Origin of the sequence: Pantoea eucrina, from assembly GCF_020079945.1 — a bacterium.
GTDB classification, from domain to species: Bacteria; Pseudomonadota; Gammaproteobacteria; order Enterobacterales; family Enterobacteriaceae; genus Pantoea; species Pantoea eucrina.
Map to the genome: position 1 here is coordinate 1,157,598 of NZ_CP083448.1, position 23,931 is coordinate 1,181,528.

At 56.2% G+C, this 23,931-nt stretch carries 20 protein-coding genes; 14 read left to right on the forward strand and 6 right to left on the reverse strand.

Features of this window, described 5'->3' with window-relative positions:
* Positions 1-58 precede the first annotated feature (58 nt).
* The 3 genes from lolA to serS all read left to right on the forward strand — a co-directional run bounded on the left by lolA (position 59) and on the right by serS (position 3,413).
* Entirely contained in the window at positions 59-670 is a 612-nt protein-coding gene (lolA, locus tag LAC65_RS05405) for an outer membrane lipoprotein periplasmic chaperone LolA (protein ID WP_039383538.1), read from the forward strand.
* 7 nt (positions 671-677) lie between these two features.
* Positions 678-2,024, forward strand: a complete 1,347-nt coding sequence (locus LAC65_RS05410) for a replication-associated recombination protein A (RefSeq protein WP_039383540.1) — start codon at positions 678-680, stop codon at positions 2,022-2,024.
* Positions 2,025-2,120: 96 nt separating this feature from the next.
* Complete coding sequence (gene serS, locus LAC65_RS05415; RefSeq protein WP_039383543.1) at positions 2,121-3,413, forward strand: serine--tRNA ligase; 1,293 nt, start codon at positions 2,121-2,123, stop codon at positions 3,411-3,413.
* Between the two features lie 158 nt (positions 3,414-3,571).
* Here the strand turns inward: serS and LAC65_RS05420 are convergent, their stop codons facing one another.
* Positions 3,572-3,718, reverse strand: a complete 147-nt coding sequence (locus LAC65_RS05420) for a hypothetical protein (protein ID WP_158249855.1) — start codon at positions 3,716-3,718, stop codon at positions 3,572-3,574.
* 13 nt (positions 3,719-3,731) lie between these two features.
* Between LAC65_RS05420 and LAC65_RS05425 the strand changes: the two genes are divergently transcribed.
* The gene (locus tag LAC65_RS05425) at positions 3,732-4,883 is read left to right on the forward strand and encodes an MFS transporter (protein WP_039383545.1); all 1,152 of its coding nucleotides are present in this window, start codon (positions 3,732-3,734) and stop codon (positions 4,881-4,883) included.
* A gap of 39 nt (positions 4,884-4,922) precedes the next feature.
* On the opposite strand, the gene pflA is transcribed toward LAC65_RS05425, so the two are convergent.
* The 4 genes from pflA to ycaO all read right to left on the reverse strand — a co-directional run bounded on the left by pflA (position 4,923) and on the right by ycaO (position 11,036).
* Entirely contained in the window at positions 4,923-5,663 is a 741-nt protein-coding gene (pflA, locus tag LAC65_RS05430; protein WP_039383546.1) for a pyruvate formate lyase 1-activating protein, read from the reverse strand.
* A 147-nt stretch (positions 5,664-5,810) separates the two neighbouring features.
* A complete protein-coding gene (pflB, locus tag LAC65_RS05435) occupies positions 5,811-8,093 on the reverse strand; it encodes a formate C-acetyltransferase (protein ID WP_039383547.1) in 2,283 nt (760 codons plus the stop codon).
* A gap of 61 nt (positions 8,094-8,154) precedes the next feature.
* Entirely contained in the window at positions 8,155-9,015 is an 861-nt protein-coding gene (focA, locus tag LAC65_RS05440; protein ID WP_039383550.1) for a formate transporter FocA, read from the reverse strand.
* A 257-nt stretch (positions 9,016-9,272) separates the two neighbouring features.
* Complete coding sequence (gene ycaO, locus LAC65_RS05445) at positions 9,273-11,036, reverse strand: 30S ribosomal protein S12 methylthiotransferase accessory factor YcaO (RefSeq protein WP_039383551.1); 1,764 nt, start codon at positions 11,034-11,036, stop codon at positions 9,273-9,275.
* A 312-nt stretch (positions 11,037-11,348) separates the two neighbouring features.
* On the opposite strand from ycaO, the gene serC reads away from it, so the two are divergent.
* From serC to kdsB, 10 genes are all read left to right on the forward strand, one after another.
* Positions 11,349-12,434, forward strand: a complete 1,086-nt coding sequence (gene serC / locus LAC65_RS05450) for a 3-phosphoserine/phosphohydroxythreonine transaminase (RefSeq protein WP_039383552.1) — start codon at positions 11,349-11,351, stop codon at positions 12,432-12,434.
* 79 nt (positions 12,435-12,513) lie between these two features.
* A complete protein-coding gene (aroA, locus tag LAC65_RS05455) occupies positions 12,514-13,800 on the forward strand; it encodes a 3-phosphoshikimate 1-carboxyvinyltransferase (protein WP_039383554.1) in 1,287 nt (428 codons plus the stop codon).
* A gap of 198 nt (positions 13,801-13,998) precedes the next feature.
* Positions 13,999-14,679: a (d)CMP kinase gene (gene cmk, locus LAC65_RS05460; protein WP_039383556.1), complete on the forward strand. Its 681-nt coding sequence runs from the start codon at positions 13,999-14,001 to the stop codon at positions 14,677-14,679.
* Between the two features lie 121 nt (positions 14,680-14,800).
* Complete coding sequence (gene rpsA, locus LAC65_RS05465) at positions 14,801-16,474, forward strand: 30S ribosomal protein S1 (protein WP_052246478.1); 1,674 nt, start codon at positions 14,801-14,803, stop codon at positions 16,472-16,474.
* Positions 16,475-16,562: 88 nt separating this feature from the next.
* The gene (gene ihfB / locus LAC65_RS05470; RefSeq protein ID WP_010618275.1) at positions 16,563-16,847 is read left to right on the forward strand and encodes an integration host factor subunit beta; all 285 of its coding nucleotides are present in this window, start codon (positions 16,563-16,565) and stop codon (positions 16,845-16,847) included.
* A gap of 202 nt (positions 16,848-17,049) precedes the next feature.
* On the forward strand, positions 17,050-19,308 hold the full coding sequence (locus LAC65_RS05475; protein WP_039383562.1) for a DNA internalization-related competence protein ComEC/Rec2: 2,259 nt from the start codon (positions 17,050-17,052) through the stop codon (positions 19,306-19,308).
* A 34-nt stretch (positions 19,309-19,342) separates the two neighbouring features.
* A complete protein-coding gene (gene msbA, locus LAC65_RS05480) occupies positions 19,343-21,091 on the forward strand; it encodes a lipid A ABC transporter ATP-binding protein/permease MsbA (RefSeq protein WP_039383565.1) in 1,749 nt (582 codons plus the stop codon).
* The gene (lpxK, locus tag LAC65_RS05485) at positions 21,088-22,071 is read left to right on the forward strand and encodes a tetraacyldisaccharide 4'-kinase (RefSeq protein WP_039383567.1); all 984 of its coding nucleotides are present in this window, start codon (positions 21,088-21,090) and stop codon (positions 22,069-22,071) included. Before msbA ends, lpxK begins: the two co-directional genes overlap by 4 nt.
* A 62-nt stretch (positions 22,072-22,133) precedes the next feature.
* On the forward strand, positions 22,134-22,316 hold the full coding sequence (locus LAC65_RS05490) for a Trm112 family protein (RefSeq protein ID WP_039383570.1): 183 nt from the start codon (positions 22,134-22,136) through the stop codon (positions 22,314-22,316).
* Positions 22,313-23,062 (forward strand): 3-deoxy-manno-octulosonate cytidylyltransferase, encoded by a 750-nt coding sequence (gene kdsB, locus LAC65_RS05495; RefSeq protein WP_039383573.1) that lies wholly within the window; start codon positions 22,313-22,315, stop codon positions 23,060-23,062. Before LAC65_RS05490 ends, kdsB begins: the two co-directional genes overlap by 4 nt.
* A gap of 64 nt (positions 23,063-23,126) precedes the next feature.
* On the opposite strand, the gene elyC is transcribed toward kdsB, so the two are convergent.
* Positions 23,127-23,912 (reverse strand): envelope biogenesis factor ElyC, encoded by a 786-nt coding sequence (gene elyC / locus LAC65_RS05500; protein ID WP_039383576.1) that lies wholly within the window; start codon positions 23,910-23,912, stop codon positions 23,127-23,129.
* Between the last annotated feature and the right edge of the window lie 19 nt (positions 23,913-23,931).

The following is a 23,931-nucleotide window of genomic DNA, read 5'->3' on the forward strand; positions in this document are numbered from 1 at the left end:
CGGCAACTACGTTTAATAGCAGTGAGTATCAGGAACAGTGAATAAGGAATCGAATCAGATGAAATTACGCGTTATTGCCTGTGGCCTGCTGGCCGGTTTTGTTTCAGCATCAGCGCTGGCGGATGCCTCCGGCGACCTGCAGCAGCGCCTGAACAAAGTAAACAGTTTCCATGCCAGCTTTAGCCAGAAAGTCACCGACGGCAGCGGTGCCAATGTGCAGGATGGTGAAGGCGAGCTGTGGGTTAAGCGTCCCAGCCTGTTTAACTGGCACATGACGGCGCCGGATGAGAGCGTTATTGTCTCCGACGGTAAAAACCTGTGGTTCTACAATCCGTTTGTTGAACAGGCCAGCGTGAGCCTGCTGCAGAATGCCACCAGCAATACGCCATTTATGCTTATTGCCCGCAATCAGCCCAGCGACTGGAAGCAGTACAACATCAAACAGCAGGGTGACAGCTTTGAGCTGACGCCAAAAAACAGCGACGGCAACCTGAAACAGTTCACCATCAACGTATCGTCATCGGGCACTATCAATCAGTTCAGCGCGGTTGAGCAGGATGGCCAGCGCAGCAGCTACCAGCTGAAGAGCCAGAAAAATGGTGCTATCAGTCCCGATAAATTTACCTTTACGCCACCAAAAGGGGTAACGGTAGACGACCAGCGTCAGTGAGGTTGAGTTGAGTAATCTCTCTCTGGATTTTGCCCCTTCAAATGCGTTTAAACCGCTGGCCGCCAGAATGCGGCCTACGACGCTTCAGGAGTATATCGGCCAGCAGCATCTGCTGGCCCCTGGCAAACCGCTGCCGCGGGCGATTGAAGCCGGGCAGCTGCACTCGATGATTCTGTGGGGACCGCCGGGCACCGGCAAGACCACGCTGGCAGAGATCATCGCGCACTACGGTAATGCTGATGTGGAACGCATCTCAGCGGTCACGTCAGGCGTAAAAGATATTCGTGAGGCAATTGAGCGCGCCCGGCAAAACCGCCACGCCGGCCGCCGCACTATCCTGTTTGTGGATGAGGTCCATCGCTTCAATAAAAGCCAGCAGGATGCCTTCCTGCCACATATCGAAGATGGCACCATCACATTTATCGGTGCTACCACGGAAAACCCTTCGTTTGAACTCAACTCTGCGCTGCTGTCGCGTGCGCGCGTCTATCTGCTCAAATCACTGACGACAGAGGAGATTGAGCAGGTGCTGACGCAGGCGATGGAAGACAGCACTCGCGGCTATGGTGACAGTGATATCGTGCTGCCTGACGCCACGCGCCGGATGATTGCCGAACTGGTAAGCGGTGACGCGCGCCGTGCGCTGAATACGCTGGAAATGATGGCGGATATGGCAGATGTCAGCGCGCAGGGCAAGCGGGAGCTGACGCCGCAGCTGCTGACCGAAGTGGCTGGCGAGCGTGCGGCGCGCTTTGATAACCAGGGCGATCGCTTTTACGATCTCATCTCGGCGCTGCACAAATCGGTGCGCGGCTCTGCGCCCGACGCGGCGCTCTACTGGTACGCCCGGATTATTACCGCCGGCGGGGATCCGCTCTATGTCGCACGGCGTCTGCTGGCTATCGCCTCGGAAGATGTCGGAAATGCCGATCCGCGCGCCATGCAGGTAGCCATTTCAGCCTGGGACTGCTTTACGCGCGTCGGGCCGGCAGAAGGCGAGCGTGCGATTGCGCAGGCGATTGTCTATCTGGCATGTGCGCCGAAAAGCAACGCAGTGTACACGGCTTTCAAAGCGGCGCTGCGCGATGCGCGCGAGCATCCTGATTACGATGTGCCGGATCATCTGCGTAATGCGCCGACAAAGCTGATGAAAGAGATGGGGCTGGGTAAAAGCTATCGCTATGCGCATGATGAACCCAACGCCTATGCGGCCGGCGAAGTCTTTTTCCCGCCGGAAATGCGCGATGTCCGCTATTACCATCCTGTGCCGCGCGGACTGGAAGGAAAGATCGGTGAAAAACTCGTCTGGCTGGCTGAGCAGGATGAAAATAGCCCGATAAAACGCTACCGCTGATAAACGCGTTACGGTAAGGTGAGTAAGGAATTCATTGCATTCCAGTGGGATGCAACCCCTCATTTTTCAATCAACCTTTTATTACACAGGATAAGCATGCTCGATCCCAATCTGCTGCGTAACGAGCCAGACGCAGTCGCAGAAAAACTGGCACGCCGGGGATTTAAACTGGATGTGGATACGCTGCGCTCCTTAGAAGAGCGCCGCAAAGTACTGCAGGTCGAAACCGAAAATCTGCAGGCTGAGCGTAATGCCCGATCCAAATCCATCGGCCAGGCAAAAGCCCGTGGGGAAGATATCGAGCCGCTGCGTCAGGAAGTGAATACGCTGGGTGAACGTCTGGATGCGGCAAAAGCGGAACTGGATGTGCTGCAAAATGAGATCCGCGATTTTGCGCTGGCGCTGCCCAATCTGCCAGCTGATGACGTTCCTCTGGGTAAAGATGACAGTGAGAATCTGGAAATCAGCCGCTGGGGCGAGCCGCGCCAGTTTGATTTCCCGGTAAAAGATCACGTAGAGCTGGGTGAATCTGTCAGGGGGCTCGATTTTGCCGCCGCTGTTAAACTGACCGGCTCTCGCTTTATCGTCATGCAGGGCCAGATTGCGCGTCTGCATCGCGCTCTGAGCCAGTTTATGATCGATCTGCACACGCAGGAACATGGCTACCTGGAAACCTATGTGCCGTATCTGGTTAACCACGATACGCTGTATGGCACCGGGCAGCTGCCAAAATTTGGCGAAGATCTGTTTCACACCAAACCGCTGGGTGAAGAAGCGGGTAGCAGCAACTATGCGCTGATCCCTACCGCGGAAGTGCCGCTGACCAATCTGGTGCGTGATGAAATCGTTGAAGAAGAGAGTTTGCCGATCAGGCTGACCGCACACACGCCCTGTTTCCGCTCTGAAGCGGGTTCATACGGCCGCGACACGCGCGGGCTGATCCGTATGCATCAGTTTGATAAAGTGGAAATGGTGCAGATTGTGGCGCCAGAAACCTCTATGGATGCGCTGGAAGCGCTGACCGGTCATGCGGAGAAAGTGCTGCAGCTGCTTAATCTGCCATACCGTAAAGTGCTGCTCTGCACCGGCGATATGGGCTTTGGCGCGGTTAAAACCTACGATCTCGAAGTCTGGCTGCCGGCGCAGGATACCTATCGTGAAATCTCTTCCTGCTCCAACATGTGGGATTTCCAGGCGCGTCGTATGCAGGCACGCTGCCGCAGCAAGAGCGATAAAAAGCCGCGTCTGCTGCACACGCTGAACGGATCGGGTCTGGCGGTGGGGCGTACGCTGGTCGCGGTTCTGGAAAACTATCAGCAGGCAGATGGTCGCATTGCCATACCGGACGTACTGCGTCCTTATATGGGCGGTCTGGAGTATATCGGCTGATTGTCCGCTGATTAAAAGAACCCGGCTCTGGCCGGGTTTTTTTATGGGCGATGCCGTGCGCAGCAATCCGATTTTGCGGCAAAGCTATCACAAATAAACGTTATCGAAGAGAAGCAGCGGTTAAGCGCTAAAAATCTGTAAATTCATAGCGATAGATTTTAATTCTGCTCTGGCGATGATGCTTCTAACCTCCTGAAGATAAAAAAAATAAATTGTTCAGCAGCAAATTGTGCGGTGCTGTTTTTCTGTTCGTTGACTTTCCATTTTCCAGTGGCAAACTGCGCGCAATTCTCGCTTCTTTCCATTGGTTCTATCCTTATGCTTACCTGGTCGCGCCCCGTCCTGCTGCTGCTCTGCGGCTTAATGCTGATGACGGTTTCTATCGCTGTGCTTAATACGCTGGTGCCGCTCTGGCTTGCCCATGAGCAGCTGCCTACCTGGCAGGTAGGGATGGCGAGTTCCGCCTATTACACCGGGAATCTGGCGGGTACGCTGCTGGCTGGCTGGCTGATTGCGCGCTACGGCTTTAATCGCTGCTTCTATTTCGCCAGCGTGCTGTTTGCTCTGGCGACGATGGGAATGGTGCTGCTGGAAGGCTTCTCCAGCTGGACGCTGCTGCGCTTCAGCGCCGGCGTGGGCTGCGCGCTGATCTGGGTAGTGGTTGAAAGCGCTCTGCTCTGCAGCGGTACGGTGCGTAACCGCGGTCAGCTGCTGGCTGCCTATATGATTGTCTATTATCTCGGTACGGTAGCCGGGCAGCTGCTGGTCAGCAGCGTGTCCACTGAACTGCTGCACGTGATCCCCTGGGTCACGGCACTGATTGTCTGCGCTATGCTGCCACTGCTTTTTGTGCAGGTGAGCACGGCCGGAGAGAGCGAAGAGGCGTCCACTACGCGTATCTGGAGCATGCTGCGCCGCCGCAGTTCACGTCTGGGCATCAATGGCTGCATCATCTCCGGCATTGTGCTGGGCTCGCTCTATGGACTGATGCCGCTCTATCTGTCGCATCGCGGTATGAGTGACGCCTCAGTAGGCTACTGGATGGCGCTGCTGGTGAGTTCCGGTATTATCGGACAGTGGCCCGTCGGGCGTCTGGCCGATCGCTTTGGACGCCTGATGGTCCTGCGCGTGCAGGTGTTTGTCGTGATCCTCGGCGCCGTGGCGATGCTGGGCGATACGGCGATGGCGCCGGCGCTGTTTGTGCTGGGGCTGGCAGGCTTTACGCTCTATCCGGTTGCCATGTCATGGGCCTGTGAAACCGTTGCGCACCATGAGCTGGTGGCGATGAATCAAGCGCTGCTGTTCAGCTATACCGTGGGCAGCCTGGTGGGGCCGGCAATGACTTCAATGCTGATGCAGCGTTACTCTGACCAGCTGCTGTTTGTGATGATTGCTGCGGTGGCACTGGTCTATCTGGTCATGCTGCTGCGCAAAGCCGATCATCATGCGACGCCGGTGGCGCACGCCTGACAGGTGTAAATATCAGAGAGCAGGTCGCGCGCGCGGGTTTTAGTACATCACGCTGTGCCCGTAGCCTGCCAGAATCGCTTTAATCCGCTCCATCGTCTCTCTGGCTGGTGGCCTGACGCCAGCCAGCTGGTACGTTTCCCCCATAGCCTCCCATTTATGCTTGCCCAGCTCGTGATAGGGAAGCAGCTCTATTTTTTCCACATTCTGCATGTCAGCGGTAAACCTGCCGAGGCGGTGTGCAGAGTCGTCATCATCTGAATAGCCCGGCACAACCACGTAGCGGATCCAGGTGCGTTTGTTTTTCTTCTGCAGGTAGCGGGCAAAATCGAGCGTGCGGTGATTGGAAACGCCGACCAGAATTTCATGGATCTCATCGTTAATCTGTTTCAGATCGAGCATCACTAAGTCGGTGACCTCCAGCAGCTCATCGATTACCGGATCGTAGCGCCGCACAAAGCCGTTGGTATCAAGGCAGGTGTGAATGCCCGCCTGCTTACAGGCGCGGAACCAGTCGCGCACAAATTCAGCCTGCAGAATCGCTTCTCCGCCGGAGGCGGTCACACCACCGCCTGACGCGTTCATATAATGGCGACAGGCGATCACATCCCGCATCAGCTCTTCAACCGTCGCTGTTTTACCTGCGTGAGTATCCCAGGTATCGCGATTATGGCAGTAGAGGCAGCGCATCAGGCAGCCCTGAAAAAAGGTGATAAAACGGATGCCAGGACCGTCAACGGTCCCGCAGGATTCAATAGAGTGAATGCGACCGACAGCAGACATAGCGATGGTTCTCCGGTTTGGTCTGTTTCAGGCAGCACAATCTCTGTTGTGCTCAGCAGGGAAGTCCGTTTTGCCAGCGTTCCCGCGTCAGCACGCTGGCAAAACGGATTCTGAAGCAGGGCTCCTGTCAGGGAGCCCTGTTTATCATCAGAGTGAGGCAGTGAAGGTCCGGGTGATCACATCCTGCTGCTGCTCCCGGGTCAGTGAGTTAAACCGTACCGCATAACCTGAAACGCGTATGGTGAGCTGCGGGTAATTTTCCGGATGCGCCATTGCGTCCAGCAGCATATCGCGATTCATGACGTTAACATTCAGATGCTGACCGCCTTCCAGCGCCGCTTCATGATGAAAATAGCCATCCATCAGGCCCGCCAGGTTCGATTTTCGTACCTCATCATTTTTGCCGAGCGCGTTGGGCACGATAGAGAAGGTGTAGGAGATACCATCTTTTGCATAGGCAAACGGCAGTTTAGCCACCGAGGTCAGCGAAGCCACGGCACCTTTTTGATCGCGTCCGTGCATCGGGTTAGCCCCCGGACCAAACGGCGCGCCGGCGCGGCGGCCATCCGGGGTATTACCGGTTTTTTTACCGTATACCACATTTGAGGTAATGGTCAGCACGGACTGGGTCGGCACGGCATTACGATAGGTTTGCAGCTGCTGAATTTTCTTCATAAACCGCTCTACCAGGTCACAGGCCAGATCGTCTACGCGCGGGTCGTTATTACCAAATTGCGGATAGTCGCCCTCAATCTCAAAGTCGGTGGCCAGCCCATCCGCATCACGCACCGGTTTTACCCGTGCATATTTGATGGCGGAGAGGGAGTCCGCTGCCACTGATAGCCCGGCAATACCACACGCCATGGTGCGATAAACGTCGCGATCGTGCAGCGCCATCAGCGCAGCTTCATAGCTGTATTTATCATGCATGAAGTGGATAATGTTCAGCGCGGTGACATACTGCTTCGCCAGCCAGTCCATAAAGTGATCCATACGCGCCATGACCGTGTCAAAGTCGAGTACTTCATCAGTAATCGGCGCTTCTTTCGGTCCGACCTGCATTTTGAGTTTTTCATCAACCCCGCCATTGATAGCGTACAGCAGCGTTTTAGCCAGGTTGGCGCGTGCGCCAAAGAACTGCATCTGCTTGCCGACAATCATCGGGCTGACGCAGCAGGCGATAGCGTAGTCGTCATTATCAAAGTCAGGACGCATCAGATCGTCATTTTCATACTGCAGCGACGAGGTATCGATGGAGACTTTAGCCGCATATTTCTTAAAGTTGAGCGGCAGCTTCTCGGACCAGAGAATGGTCATATTGGGTTCAGGAGAGGGACCCATGGTGTACAGCGTGTTCAGGAAGCGGAACGTATTTTTGGTCACCAGGGTGCGCCCGTCAACGCCCATACCAGCGAGTGATTCGGTCGCCCAGATAGGGTCGCCTGAGAAGAGCTCATCATATTCCGGCGTGCGCAGGAAACGCACCATGCGCAGCTTCATGACCAGATGGTCTATCAGCTCCTGCGCCTGCTCTTCGGTGAGCCTGCCAGCCTGCATATCACGTTCAATATAGATATCGAGGAAAGTAGACACGCGGCCAAACGACATGGCGGCACCGTTTTGCGATTTTACTGCCGCCAGATAACCAAAGTAGGTCCACTGTACCGCTTCCTGTGCGGTGGTAGCCGGCAGCGAGATATTACAATCATATTTTGCCGCCATCGCTTTGATCTGGCCCAGCGCGCGATGCTGTTCAGCGATCTCCTCGCGCAGGCGAATAGTGGCTTCCAGATCCACGCCGTTTTCCATATCGTGCTGCAGCGATGTGAACTGCGCCACTTTGTCCTGCATCAGATAGTCAATGCCGTAGAGCGCAACGCGACGGTAATCGCCGATGATACGACCACGGCCGTAGGCGTCAGGCAGGCCGGTCAGGACGCCTGATTTACGGCAGCGCAGAATATCGGGCGTATAGACATCAAATACCCCCTGGTTATGGGTTTTACGGTAATCCGTAAAGATTTTTTTCAGCGCCGGATCGAGTTCGCGCCCATAGACCTTACAAGAGCCTTCCACCATTTTGATGCCGCCAAAAGGGATAATGGCGCGTTTCAGCGGTGCTTCAGTCTGCAGCCCAACGATGGTTTCCAGAGATTTATCGATATAACCTGCGTCGTGCGAGGTAATGGTTGAAGCCAGATCGGTATCAAAGTCCACCGGTGCATGCGTGCGGTTTTCAATTTTGATCCCTTCCAGCACGCGGTTCCACAGTGCCGTTGTGGCGGGGGTGGCACCTGCGAGAAATGCCTCATCGCCTTCATACGGCGTATAGTTTAGCTGGATAAAGTCGCGTACGTTAACGCGGGTTTGCCACTCGCCGGCCTTAAATCCTTTCCAGGCTGCTGCCATTTTTTCATTCAGTTCGGACATGATATACCTGCCTTATGTAAGGAGACTTTCTTGCCGGACGCATCGCTGCCCCCGGCCGCAATCACGCTGCCGGCGCGGAGCCGCGCAGATAAATAACCCAGTAAGTCAATCCAACCAGCACACCACCGCCAATAATATTGCCGAGCGTAACCGGGATCAGATTGTTGAAAACGAAGTCGCTGAGATTGAGTGCCGGAAACTGAGCGGCAGTGGCGCCGGTGAGCTGCCAGAATTCCGGTGCGGCAAAATCGCGGATCAGGATGGCCATCGGGATCAGAAACATGTTGGCGATGCTGTGCTCGAAGCCGCTGCCAACAAACATCGCCACCGGCAGAATCATGGCAATCATCTTGTCAGTCAGGCTGCGGCCGGAATAGCTCATCCAGACGGCCAGGCAGACCAGCAGATTGGCCAGCGTACCCAGCGCAACGGCCTGTATAAAACTGTGATGCATCTTGTGATCGGCGGTTTGCAGCAGATTAAGACCCCAGGCACCCCCGGCAACCATATGCTCACCCGCCAGCCAGATCAGCATGACGAAAAAGAGCGCGCCGCACAGATTACCGATGTAGACATTGAGCCAGTGACGGGCCAGCTGCAGCCAGCTGATACGCCCGCTGGCTTTAGCCACGACGATGAGCACCGTTGAGGTAAAAAGATCGGCCCCGCATACCACTACCAGCATCAGACCCAGTGAAAAGCAGATGCCCCCGATCAGCCTGGCTATGCCCCAGGGCAGCGGCGCGCTGCCGGTGGTTGCAGTGATATAGAACACAAATGCGATTGAGATAAAGACGCCGGCGGTAATGGCAAGGAAAAAGGTTGTCAGGGGATGTTTAGTCGCTTTATAGACACCCGCTTCTTCAGCAACTTTAGCCATTGCCGCAGGCAGTAAAGCATTAAAGGGGTTGTCAGCTTTCACGCTTACGCTCTCCGTAACAGGTCTGAGGAGATGCTAACAAAGCGGGTGAGCAGCGGAATTGATATGGATCATCTTTGAGCGGAAGAGGAGAAGGAATGCAGTGTTAAAATCATTTAAGCTAATGAATATATTATAAAAAAATAATTTTAAACTTTACATTATTATTTTAATCAGCATTTCATACGGTTAAAAAAACCGGTATGACCGCTTGGCCATACCGGTTTCAGATGCGTCAGCAAATCACGCTGGCGCAGCGGTTATGCAGCGGACCAGTAGCGACGTTTTGCCGCCTGCAGTTTTTCATAGGCTGCCAGCAGCGCCTGGTGGGCAGGCAGCGCATGGAGATCTTCATCAATGGCCTGCAGACCATAAAACGGCGCTTCACCGCTCAGCGCAGCGGATGCGGCATCAACCGCCGCCTGACCATACATCCGGACAAACGCACGATGATACTGCACCGGTTCACGCTCATCTTCCATGGCCAGCAGCAGCAGCGTCTGCAGACAGCGGTAGTAATTAGCACGCTCCGCGCTGAAAATAGACTGGTTGAACTCCATGGTCCACTCCGTCCAGATCAGCGCCTGATCGAGATCGCCTCCCGCCAGCGCCAGCATCGCTTTCAGCTCACCGATACGCAGCGTGTACCAGCCATTATCTTTACCGGTGGCAAGGCCCAGCAGCTCACGTACGCGGGTAAAGTCGTCATGACCCTCTTCATCCAGCTGTTCAATGAGTGCCAGATACTCCTCAGGTTGCCACTCACTGGCCGGCAGCGCCAGCAGGGTTTCACGCAGTGAAGCGCCCATATTGTTATTCGCCAGCAGCAGATCTTCAGCCGGATAGATATCAGACATGCCCGGTACGATAATGCGGCAGGCATACACGCCCAGATGTTCGTAATCTGCGATATAGACTTCTTTATCTTCCGCAGCGAAGATCGCCATCAGCGTAGCGAACTCCTCCTGAGTGGTGCCGGCAAAGCTCCAGTCTACAAACGGATAGTCTGCCTCATCTTTAAACATATCCCAGGAGATCAGGCCGCTGGAATCGATAAAGTGCGTCTCGAGGTTGGCATGTTCAGCCACTTCTTCATCGTCAAAAGTCGGTGGCGTAAAGACATCGAGATCCTTGAGACCCCGACCCTGCAGAAGTTCGGTAACGGTACGCTCCAGCGCGACACCAAAGTCAGGATGGGCACCAAATGAGGCGAAGCAGGTGCCATTGGCCGGATTGAACAGCACCACGCAGATAACCGGATAGTTGCCACCCAGAGAGGCGTCATAAGCGAAGACAGGAAAGCCTTCCGCTTCCAGTCGTCCGATAGCTTCAGTGACATCAGGATAACGCTGCATCACCTCAGCCGGAATTTCTGGCAGGCTGATAGATTCAGCGATAATACGGTTCTTAATATGACGCTCAAAAACCTCAGACAGCCCCTGTACGCGCGCTTCATTAGCAGTATTGCCTGCGGACATGCCGTTGGAGACATAGAGGTTGCCGATGATGTTCATCGGGATATAAACAGTCTGCTGATCGGACTGGCGCGTAAACGGCAGGCCGCAAATGCCGCGCTCTGTATTACCGGACTGCAGATCGATTAAATCAGCGGCGCTCAGGCTGTCGTCCGGATCGTAGAACTTACGCAGGCGCGCATCAAGAATGCCTTCAGGCAGGCTTTCATCAGCCGGCAGAGGAAACCACTTCTCATTGGGATAGTGAACAAAATCGCCATTCGCGATGGATTTGCCCAGCCAGAAGTCTGCGAAAAAGTAGTTGGTTGAGAGACGCTCAAAATATTCACCCAGCGCGGAAGCCAGCGCCGCTTTTTTACTCGCGCCCTTGCCATTGGTAAAGCAGAGCGGGCAATCGCGATCGCGAATATGTACGGACCAGACGTGCGGAACCGGATTCAGCCATGAAGCCTCTTCAATATTAAAACCCAGATCCTGCAGCTTCTGCTGGAAACGGGCGATGGAGTCTTCCAGCGCAGCATCTTTTCCTGGAATAAACGTTTGCGTCATAGTGGCGCTCTCTCAAGTCGATAAGGTGGGCGTAAAGCGCGCAATAATACGGGTTTTACCGCAGTGGCGCTATCATCGCCGGCATTTTCTCTCTGCATGACGCCGGTACGGACAGCAGCGGGCCGCTGCCGCGCAGGCCTGGTGCAGCCCGCCTCACAATATCCCGCAGTGCGTTACATTTGTAATATAAGCTGCGGCGGAGCGGGCGCCAGAAATGTGATCGCGGCCGGATAAATGATTGCAGCCGCCCGGAGGCAATGATAAAACCGGGGAGAGATTCATAACCGTTCAAGCTGAGAGTGGTGAGGGGACATGACGCAGGTTTACAATTTTAGCTCCGGCCCGGCAATGCTGCCGGTGGAAGTACTTCGTCGCGCAGAGCAGGAGCTGACCAACTGGCATGGTTTAGGCACGTCAGTGATGGAGATTAGCCACCGCAGTAAAGAGTTTATGGCCGTGGCGGAAGCGGCGGAACAGGATTTTCGCGATCTGCTTAAAATCCCGGCCAACTACAAAGTTTTATTCTGTCACGGTGGCGCTCGCGCGCAGTTTGCGGCTGTCCCGGGTAACCTGCTGGGTGAAGCGACCACTGCTGATTATATCGATGGCGGCTACTGGGCACACAGTGCAATTAAAGAAGCAGAAAAATATTGCACGCCAAACGCGATCGACATCAAAACCACGCTGGACGGCAAGCGCGCGCTGCTGCCGATGCGCGACTGGCAGCTGAGCGACAGTGCTGCTTACGTGCATTTCTGCCCTAACGAAACCATTGATGGTCTGGCGATTGATGAAGAGCCCGATTTTGGCGACAAAATTGTGGTTGCCGATCTCTCTTCTACCATTCTTTCCCGGCCGATCGACGTCAGCCGCTATGGCGTAATTTATGCCGGTGCGCAGAAAAATATTGGTCCGGCAGGACTGACGCTGGTGGTGGTACGTGAGGATCTACTGGGCAAAGCACAGCGCCATGTTCCTTCCATTCTTGACTACAGCGTGCTGGCAGAAAACGACTCAATGTTTAACACGCCGCCCACCTTCGCCTGGTATCTTTCTGGTCTGGTCTTTAAATGGCTGAAGGAGCAGGGCGGGATTGGTGAGATGGATAAGCTGAATCAGGCAAAGGCTGAACTGCTCTATGGCACCATTGATAACAGCAGTTTTTATCGTAATGAGGTTGCCAGCGCAAACCGCTCGCGTATGAATGTGCCGTTCCAGCTGGCGGATGCCTCACTTGATGCACTGTTCCTGGAAGAGTCGCTGAAAGCAGGCCTGCATGCGCTGAAGGGCCATCGTGTCGTAGGCGGTATGCGCGCGTCTATCTACAATGCCATGCCGCTGGAAGGCGTTAAGGCGCTGACTGAATTTATGACAGAGTTCGAGCGTCGCCACGGCTAATCTGTGTTTCACGCCAGCTTGTCTGGTATCAGGCCCCGTCACCAGACGGGGTTTCGTATTTTTGGAGATTTCGTTTCACATGCAGGACTCCCTCACTCTTCAACCGATTGCCCGCATCGACGGCACGGTCAACCTGCCGGGTTCAAAAAGCGTTTCAAACCGTGCCCTGCTGCTGGCCGCGCTGGCTAACGGCACAACGCGTCTGACTAACCTGCTGGACAGCGATGATGTAAAGCACATGCTTACTGCGCTGCAGGCGCTGGGCGTCAGCTATACGCTTTCTCCTGACCGCACCGTATGCGAAGTCACAGGCAACGGTGGCGCCCTTCATGCGCAACAGCCGCTGGAGCTGTTTCTCGGCAACGCGGGTACCGCTATGCGTCCACTGGCTGCTGCACTCTGCCTGGGCGATCACGACGTGGTGTTAACCGGTGAGCCGCGCATGAAAGAGCGTCCTATCGGTCACCTGGTCGATGCGCTACGTCAGGGCGGTGCCAGAATTGATTATCTGGAACAGAGTGATTACCCACCGCTGCGCCTGAATGGCGGATTCAGTGGCGGCGACGTTAGCGTAGACGGCAGCGTCTCCAGCCAGTTCCTGACTGCGCTGCTGATGACGGCACCGCTGGCGCAGCAGGATACCTGTATCACGATCAAAGGCGAGCTGGTCTCTAAACCGTACATCGATATCACGCTGCATCTGATGCGCTGCTTTGGCGTAGAGGTTGAAAACCAGAATTATCAGCGCTTCATTGTGAAAGGCCAGCAGCAGTACCAGTCACCGGGCGATTACCTGGTGGAAGGTGACGCTTCTTCAGCCTCCTATTTTCTCGCCGCAGCAGCTATTCGTGGCGGCACCGTACGGGTTACCGGCATTGGTCGCAACAGCGTACAGGGCGATATCCGCTTTGCTGACGTGCTGGAAAGCATGGGGGCGGTTATTGAGTGGGGGGATGACTACATCGCCTGTACGCGTGGTGAACTGAACGCCATCGACATGGATATGAACCACATTCCGGATGCCGCGATGACTATCGCGACGACGGCGCTGTTTGCGCAGGGCACAACGCTGATGCGTAATATTTACAACTGGCGCGTGAAAGAAACCGATCGGCTGGCGGCGATGGCAACTGAGCTGCGTAAAGTGGGTGCAGAAGTCGAAGAGGGCCGCGATTTTATCCGGATTACTCCGCCTGCGCAGCTCCGGCATGCGGATATCGGCACCTATAACGATCACCGCATGGCGATGTGCTTTTCTCTGGTCGCACTGTCCGATACGCCAGTGACAATTCTCGATCCAGGCTGCACGGCCAAAACGTTTCCGGACTATTTCCAGCAGCTGGCAAAAGTCAGCCACGCCTCCTGATAGCCCGATCCGGCGCGCTGGCGCCGGATCGCTTTGTACTTCGCTGGTCTTTCTGCACAGAAATTCATCTGAAAAAGCGCAAACTGTCACCGCTGTCGGTGTGCGGGGGTAACTAACCGGCCGCAGGCAGCGTATACTACTGCGCAATTCAGACGGTCTAAGAGACTGTTAATAAGCAGGCTGTAACAGGAGAGAACGATGACGGTAATCGCCCCGGTAATTACTATCGATGGCCCAAGCGGCGCAGGCAAAGGGACATTATGCAAAGCGATGGCGGAGTCATTGCAGTGGCACCTGCTCGATTCTGGCGCGATCTACCGCGTGCTGGCGCTCGCCGCGCTGCATCACCAGGTAGATATTGAATCCGAAGAGGCGCTGGTGCCTATGGCCGCTCATCTTGACGTGCGTTTTCTTTCGACTGACGGCGAGATGCAGGTGGTGCTGGAAGGTGAGGATGTGACCAGCGCGATCCGCACGCAGGAGGTAAGCAACACCGCCTCGCGCGTTGCAGCCTTTCCGCGCGTGCGCGAAGCGCTGCTGCGTCGCCAGCGCGCTTTCCGTGATGAACCTGGCCTGATTGCCGACGGGCGTGATATGGGCACGGTGGTTTTCCCCGATGCGCCAGTGAAGATTTTCCTTGATGCCAGCCCGGAAGAACGTGCTCAGCGACGTATGCTGCAGTTGCAGAAAAGCGGCATTGATGTTAACTTTGAGCGCCTTTTATCCGAGATAAAGGAACGCGACGACCGCGATCGTAATCGCGCTATCGCCCCTTTAGTGCCTGCCGCTGATGCTCTGGTGCTGGATTCAACCAGCATGTCGATTGAGCAGGTGATTGAGCAGGCACTTGATTACGCCCGGCAAAAACTGGGTGTATAATCTTTCGGTGACAGAATTGCTGTAACCCTGTACCACGGAACCGGTGCAGGGCATGTGAAACAACCCCATCCGACAGTGACGTCAGGTGGACGTTAAATTGAAGAATCCTAAGATTATCAATATGACTGAATCTTTTGCTCAACTCTTTGAAGAGTCCCTGAAAGAAATCGAAACCCGTCCGGGTTCCATTGTTCGTGGCGTTGTTGTCTCTATCGACAAAGACGTCGTGCTGGTTGATGCGGGTCTGAAATCTGAATCTGCAATTCCTGCAGAGCAGTTCAAGAACGCAGCTGGCGAACTGGAAATCCAGGTGGGCGACGAAGTTGACGTTGCTCTGGACGCAGTAGAAGACGGCTTCGGTGAAACCCTGCTGTCCCGTGAGAAAGCTAAACGTCATGAAGCTTGGATCACGCTGGAAAAAGCTTACGAAGACGCTGAAACTGTTACCGGTGTTATCAACGGCAAAGTTAAAGGTGGCTTCACAGTTGAGCTGAACGGTATTCGTGCGTTCCTGCCAGGTTCACTGGTTGACGTGCGTCCGGTTCGCGATACTCTGCATCTGGAAGGCAAAGAGCTTGAATTCAAAGTAATCAAGCTTGATCAGAAACGTAACAACGTCGTGGTTTCACGTCGTGCCGTTATCGAATCTGAAAACAGCGCTGAGCGCGATCAGCTGCTGGAAAACCTGCAGGAAGGCATGGAAGTCAAAGGTATCGTTAAGAACCTCACTGACTACGGCGCATTCGTTGACCTGGGCGGCGTTGATGGCCTGCTGCACATCACCGACATGGCATGGAAACGCGTTAAGCATCCAAGCGAAATTGTCAACGTGGGCGACGAAATCACTGTTAAAGTGCTGAAGTTCGACCGCGAGCGTACCCGCGTATCTCTGGGCCTGAAACAGCTGGGCGAAGATCCATGGGTTGCTATCGCTAAGCGCTATCCGGAAGGCACCCGCCTGACCGGTCGTGTAACCAACCTGACTGATTACGGCTGCTTCGTAGAAATCGAAGAGGGCGTTGAAGGTCTGGTACACGTTTCTGAAATGGACTGGACCAACAAGAACATTCACCCATCTAAAGTTGTTAACGTGGGCGATGTTGTTGAAGTTATGGTTCTGGACATCGACGAAGAGCGTCGTCGTATCTCCCTGGGTCTGAAGCAGTGCAAATCTAACCCATGGCAGCAGTTCGCAGAGACCCACAACAAAGGCGATCGCGTTGAAGGTAAAATCAAGTCAATCACTGACTTCGGTATCTTCATCGGCCTGGACGGTGGTATCGACGGTCTGGTTCACCTGTCTGACATCTCCTGGAACGCAACCGGCGAAGAAGCCGTACGCGAGTACAAGAAAGGCGACGAAATCGCTGCCGTTGTACTGCAGGTTGATGCAGAGCGCGAGCGCATCTCTCTGGGCGTGAAGCAGTTGGCTGAAGATCCATTCAACAACTACATCACCCTGAACAAGAAAGGCGCTATCGTGACTGGTAAAGTCACTGCAGTTGACGCGAAAGGTGCTACAGTAGAATTAGCTGATGGCGTAGAGGGTTACCTGCGCGCTTCTGAAGCTTCACTGGATCGCATCGAAGACGCGACTCAGGTTCTGAGCGTAGGCGACGACGTTGAAGCTAAATTCACCGGCGTTGACCGTAAGAACCGCGTTGTGAGCCTGTCTGTACGTGCAAAAGACCAGGCTGACGAGAAAGAAGCTATCAACACTGTTAACACCAAACAGGATGAGAGCAACTTCTCTAACGCAATGGCTGAAGCGTTCAAAGCGGCTAAAGGCGAGTAATCGACCCGAAGCACCGGACGATAATCATATCGTCCGGTTTCGGTAAAAGCTGTCATACCTTTCCAAACAGGGATTAACCGGAGGATTCATGACCAAGTCAGAACTGATTGAAAGACTTGCTGGCCAGCATACTCATATTCCGGCGAAAGTCGTTGAGGATGCGGTCAAAGAGATGCTCGAGCACATGGCCACTACGCTGGCACAGGGTGAGCGCATCGAAATCCGGGGATTCGGCAGCTTTTCTTTGCACTACCGCGCACCGCGCACTGGTCGTAACCCGAAAACGGGTGACAAAGTGGAACTGGAAGGTAAATACGTTCCCCACTTTAAACCAGGCAAAGAACTGCGTGACCGTGCAAATATCTACGGCTAAGCCGTTACCGAACCATAAAGCGACACCTCCGGGTGTCGTTTTTTTTTGCTGCCACTCTGTGATTTGCGAGCGCGATCCCGCCGCGCTGTAATGCCTATCACTGCACCTGAAAAAGTACCGGCGCGCTGACGCAAATCTATCTGACGTAAGCTTTTTTCTCTCACTGACTGCCGCACAATGGCGCTGTCTGACGGAGAGAAATATGCACATTACATGGACCACTGGCGCAGGGATCGCCATTCTTGCCACCCTGCCTCTGCTGCTGCTGCCACAGATCCCATCCGGCACCACGCTGGCCGTACTGACTCTCATCGCTATTTTTTTACTGCATCGGTCACACAAAGCTGCCGTGCTGGCAGGGATAACGCTGCTGGTGGCGTGCTGGGCACAGGGTGAAGCGCGCAGCCTGCTGAATGCGATGGAGCTGCTCACCCGACGGCCGGTTGACGCCACGGTCAGCGTCAGCGCGATAGATACCCGGCAAAACCTGCTGCTGGTCAGGCTGATCCGCGTTGACGGGCGGCTGCAGTTTCCGCCGCTGTTTGTACAAATCAGTAATGTGAATAACACAGAAAACTGGTGCGCAGGGCAGCGCTGGCACATGCGGCTGCGGCTGCGGGCAGTACATGGTCGCCTGAATGAAGGCGGATACGATCTGCAGCGCGTGCGGGTTGCAAATCATATGCCGCTGCAGGGGCGTATCATGCATCAGCAGCAGATGTCAGAACGCTGCAGCCTGCGGGCAACCCTGGTGGCTCGCTATCAGGCCGCGCTCGCGGAGCTTAAGCAGCCGGCAATTCTGCAGGCGCTGGCTTTTGGCGATCGATCGCAGATGCTGGCGCCGCTGCGACAGCTTCTGCGCGATACCGGCACCGCGCACCTGATGGCCATTTCCGGAATGCATATTGCGCTGGCGGCCACTGGTGGCTGGCTGCTGGCGCGTGCGATACAGTTTGCGTTACCTGCCCGCTATATCAGCTGGCGATTTCCGCTGATCGTCAGCTGGCTGACCGCTGCTCTCTACTGCTGGATCGCCGGCAGCCATGCGCCCGCACAGCGTGCCATGCTTGCGCTGACGCTCTGGAGCGCTATACGCGCAGCGGGCTGGCAGCTTAGTGCCTGGCAAATCTGGCTGCTGTGCGTGGGCACACTGCTTCTGTTTGATCCGCTGGCGGTCCTGTCGGAGAGCTTCTGGCTCTCGGCCCTGGCGGTAGCGATGCTGATTATCTGGTTCAGCTGGTTTGCCCTGCCATATCCTTATCGTACGCAACGTCGCTGGCTGCCGCTGCAGCTACTGCACCTGCAGCTCGGCATGATGATTCTGATGGCGCCGCTGCAGATCTTTCTGTTTCAGGGCATCAGCCTGACTGCGCTGCTGGCCAACCTGCTGGCGGTGCCGGTTATCTCATTTATTACGGTGCCGCTGCTGCTGCTGGCGCTGCTGGTGCCACTGCAACAGGCGGCACAGCCGCTGTGGTGGTTAGCCGATCGTTCAGTGGACTATCTGATGCAGGCGCTCCAGTGGCTGCCCGCCGGCTGGCTGAGCCTGCATCAGACGCTGCCCGCTGTCATAGTAATCTGGGGCGGATTGCTGTTGTGGCGCAGCGGGCTGATTGCCCGTACGTCGGTCCGCTTCGCCAGCCTGCTGCTGGCACTGCTGCTGGGGCGCACTGACGCGCAGCAGAGCGACTGGCAAATCGATTTTCTCGATATTGGTCATGGTCTGGCGGTTGCGATCACGCAGGGAAGGGAGGTGGTACTGTATGACACCGGGCCGGCGTGGCAGCAGGGCGATGCCGGCGAGCGCACTATTTTGCCCTGGCTGAACTACACCGGACGCACGCTGCAGGGCGTCATACTGAGTCACCGGCATCTCGATCACCGTGGCGGGCTGAACGCGCTGCTACGTGCCCGCCCGGCGCTGGCGATCCGCAGCGCGCTGGGAGAACCCGGCCATCTGCCTTGTGTGCGTGGCCAGCAGTGGCAGTGGGGGCGGCTGCGTTTTACCGCCCTGTGGCCGCCAGCACTGCCGGTAGCGGGGCACAATAATGATTCGTGCGTGGTGCGGGTGGATGATGGCCAGGTCAGTTTGCTGCTGACTGGCGATCTGGAGCAGGCGGGGGAACGCAAACTGGCAGCGCTGGAAAAGGGTCAGTTGCAGGCTACACTGCTTCAGGTGCCGCACCACGGCAGCCGGACCTCCTCTACGCCCCTGTTTCTCCGGCATATATCGGGCGAAGCGGCGGTGGCTTCTGTGGCGCGCTATAACGCCTGGCGTATGCCCGCCCGCTCAGTGGTAAAGCGTTACCAGGAGCAGGGCTATCGCTGGGCAGATACCGCACGCTCGGGGCAGGTTCGCATTCGTGTCAGCCAGGGCCGCTGGCAGATGCAGGGACTGCGCGAGCAAATAAAGCCGCGCTGGTATCATCAGTGGTTTGGCGTAAAAGATGATTCCAGGTAGAATGAGCGGCTATTTCAAACAGCGTGAATAAATAATGCATCAAGACAAAGATCTCTCAACCTGGCAGACATTCCGCCGGCTCTGGCCAATGATTGCGCCGCACAAGGCTGGCCTTATCGTCTCCGCCGTGGCACTGGTGCTGAATGCGGCAGGCGACACCCTAATGCTCTCCCTGTTGAAACCTTTACTGGATGATGGTTTCGGTAAAGCGGACAAATCTGTTCTGCTGTGGATGCCGCTGGCTGTCATGGGCCTGATGCTGATACGTGGCGTCACCAGCTATATCTCCAGCTACTGCATCTCCTGGGTGTCAGGTAATGTGGTGATGAACATGCGTCGTCGTCTGTTCGGACACATGATGGGAATGCCGGTGGCGTTCTTTGATCAGCAGTCTACCGGCACGCTACTGTCGCGTATTACCTATGACTCAGAACAGGTGGCCTCCTCCTCATCCAGTGCTCTGGTAACCGTGGTGCGCGAGGGCGCCTCGATCATCGGCCTGTTTATCATGATGTTCTACTACAGCTGGCAGCTCTCACTGATTTTGATCCTGCTGGCACCGCTGGTCTCGTTCGCTATCCGCACCGTTTCAAAGCGCTTCCGCAACATCAGCCGAAACATGCAGAACACCATGGGACAGGTCACCACCAGCGCAGAACAGATGCTGAAAGGGCACAAAGAAGTGCTGATTTTTGGCGGTCAGGAAGTGGAAGCGGAACGTTTCTCTCAGGTCAGCAATAAAATGCGTCAGCAGGGGATGAAACTGGTTTCTGCCTCTTCCATCTCCGATCCGGTGATTCAGCTTATCGCCTCGCTGGCGCTGGCGTTTGTACTCTATGCCGCCAGCTTCCCCAGCGTGATGGAAACGCTGACCGCCGGTACCATTACCGTGGTCTTCTCTTCCATGATTGCCCTGATGCGTCCGCTGAAATCGCTGACTAACGTTAACGCCCAGTTTCAGCGCGGTATGGCAGCCTGCCAGACGCTGTTCTCCATCCTCGACAGTGAGCAGGAAGTGGATAACGGCACGCGCACGGTTGAACGGGCTAAAGGCGACGTTGAGTTTCGCAACGTGACCTTTACCTATCCGGGGCGTGAGATCCCGGCGCTGCGCGATATTAACCTGACGCTGCCGGCGGGTAAAACGGTTGCACTGGTCGGCCGCTCCGGCTCGGGCAAATCGACTATGGCCAGCCTGCTGACGCGCTTTTATGATATCGATTCCGGCGAAATTCTGCTGGATGGGCACGATCTGCGTGAATATACCCTGCGCTCATTGCGTAATCAGGTAGCGCTGGTATCGCAGAATGTGCATCTGTTTAATGACACCATCGCCAATAACATCGCTTATGCGCGTAACGGTGACTATAGCCGGGCACAGATTGAACAGGCCGCCACCATGGCGCACGCTATGGATTTCATTAACAAAATGGATAAAGGCCTGGATACGGTTATCGGTGAAAACGGCGTACTGCTCTCCGGTGGTCAGCGCCAGCGTATTGCGATTGCGCGCGCGCTGCTGCGCGACTGCCCGATTCTGATTCTGGATGAGGCGACATCTGCGCTGGATACGGAGTCAGAACGCGCCATTCAGTCGGCGCTGGATGAGCTGCAGAAAAACCGGACCTCGCTGGTGATCGCACACCGTCTCTCTACCATTGAAAAAGCAGATGAGATCGTGGTGGTCGAGGATGGCCGTATTGTTGAACGCGGTACGCATGAACTGCTGCTGGCGGAGAAAGGGGCTTATGCACAGCTGCATAAGTTACAGTTCGGTCAATGATTGAACGCATCTGGAGCGGGCGCTCGCCGCTGTGGCTGCTGCTGTGGCCGCTTAGCCTGCTGTATGGTGCTATCACCTGGCTGATTCGCCTGAGCTATCAGCGTGGCTGGCAGCAGAGCTGGCGGGCACCGTGTCCGGTGGTGGTGGTCGGTAACCTGACGGCAGGCGGCAACGGTAAGACGCCGGTGGTGATCTGGCTGACAGAAGCGCTGCAGGCGCGCGGGCTGCGTCCGGGCGTGGTGTCACGCGGCTACGGGGGGAAAGCGGCACACTATCCGCTGCTGGTGACCGGGGAAACCTCAACGGCCGAGGCAGGGGATGAACCCGTGCTGATTGCACAACGCACCGGCGTACCGGTTGCCGTGGCGCCCCGGCGCCGTCAGGCTATCGAAGCGCTGCTGGCGGCGCATTCGCTGGACATCATCATCACGGATGATGGACTGCAGCACTATGCATTGCAGCGCGATCGCGAAATTGTGGTGGTGGATGGTGTGCGCCGCTTTGGCAACGGCTGGTGGTTACCCGCCGGGCCTATGCGGGAGCGTGCGCACCGGCTGCAGCAGGTGGATGCAGTGATCGTTAATGGTGGCAATGCCACCAGTCCGGAAATTGCCATGACGCTGCAGCCGGGTCGGGCGGTTAACCTGCTATCGGGCGAAACCGCTGCGCTCAGTGCGCTGCCAGATATTGTGGCGATGGCCGGTATTGGCCATCCGCCGCGCTTTTTCACCACGCTGCAGCAGCAGGGCATTAAAACGGTAGCGGAAATCGCGTTTGCCGATCATCACGCTTACAGCGAGCCGGAGCTTGCCGGCCTGACGCTGAGCGGACAATGTCTGCTGATGACGGAGAAAGATGCGGTGAAGTGCCGTAAGTTTGCGCGCGACAACTGGTGGTATCTGCCGGTAGAGGCGCAGCTTTCCGGTGCGGCAGTGGCACCGCTGCTCGACGATATCACCCGGCTGGCCCGCGGCGCGTAATAGAGTCTGGCAACCGCTATGGTATGCTGACTAACTGACCCCGATCCTGAAAGGAGAAAAGTATGGATCACCGTTTACTTGAGATTGTGGCCTGTCCGGTTTGTAACGGAAAACTCTACTTCAACAAGGCGCAGCAGGAGCTTATCTGCAAGCCTGACGGACTGGCATTCCCGGTGCGGGATGGCATTCCGGTGCTGCTGGAAACCGAGGCGCGAACGCTGACGGCTGAAGAGATCCATCCATGAGTTTTGTTGCTATCATTCCGGCGCGCTACGCTTCGACGCGTCTGCCGGGTAAACCGCTGGTCGATATCCACGGTAAGCCCATGGTCGTGCACGTCATGGAGCGTGCGCGGGAGTCGGGAGCCGATCGCGTAATCGTCGCAACCGATCACCCCGAAGTCGCTGCAGCAGTAACTGCGGCCGGTGGTGAAGTCTGTATGACGCGGGCCGATCATCAGTCCGGCACCGAGCGGCTGGCTGAAGTCATTGAAGCCTGCAACTTTGACGATGACACTATCATTGTCAACGTGCAGGGCGATGAGCCGATGATCCCGGCCGGTATCGTGCGTCAGGTGGCGGACAATCTCGCCGCGGCAGAGGCTGGCATGGCCACGCTGGCGGTGCCGATCGCTGATGCCGATGAGGCGTTTAATCCGAACGCGGTTAAAGTGGTAACCGACCGGCAGGGCTACGCGCTCTATTTCTCGCGGGCCACCATTCCCTGGGATCGCGAGCGCTATGCGCAGTCGCGCGAGCAGGCGGGAGATACGCTGCTGAGGCATATCGGTATTTATGCCTACCGCGCCGGCTTTATTCGCCGCTACGTCGCCTGGCAACCCTGCGCGCTGGAGCAGATTGAGCTACTGGAGCAGCTGCGCGTGCTCTGGTATGGCGAAAAAATTCATGTGGCGGTTGCCACAACTATCCCGAGCGTGGGCGTGGATACACCAGACGATCTGGCGCGCGTACGCGCGGCGATGCAGCGTTAACTCTCTCTGTCAGGCCAGCAGGCGCAACGCCGCTGGCTCTGTCTGACACTTTCTCTTTCTGACATCAGGGCGCAGCATCATCACGGCTGCCCGACTGACCGCGCAGGTGCTGCCAGATCTGTCCCAGCGTCTCATAGATAGCCCGTTCACTGTGGCTCAGCCAGAGTGACGAGGGCAGCGCACGCTCCCAGCCGTTAAGCGGCGAGACGATCGCCATCTGATTTGCCGGCGCGGGGATCGGTGCCAGCCCGGCGTGGTGAAAAAAAGCCATCGCACGCGGCAGATGATTGGCGGAGGTGACCAGCAGAAATGCGCTATTGCCCGTCATCTGTTTTACCGCCTGCGCCTCTTCAGCGGTATCTTTCGGCGAATCAAGCGTAATGATGGCGCTATGCGGTACGCCAAGGCTCATCGCGACGTCGGCGGCAACCGCTGCGTTGCTGCGCGGATTCTGGCCTGCCGCCGCACCGGTAAAAATCATTTTGGCCTGCGGGTTGCGTCGCCACTGCCTTACGCCCTCCGTCACGCGCGGCAGGCTGTTACCAATCAGGTTAGAGCCGGGCGCCCAGGCCGGGTTCCAGGTATAACCGCCGCCCAGCACCACAATCCAGGCCACCGGCGTTGTACCGTTCCACGTCGGGTAGCGGTTTTCCAGCGGCAGCAGCAGGCGGTCGGCCACCGGCTGCAGGCTCAGCAGCAGCAGCAGCAGCCAGCTGACGGAGAGTAAAACTTTGGCGCTTTTTTGCCAGCGCGTCAGCCAGAGCAGCAAAAGTCCGGCTGCCATCAGCAGTAACAGCAGCGGCAAAGGCAGAAGCAAGCCGCCAATGACTTTTTTTAAGGCAAATAACATCCTTTTTTACTCCTTTTGT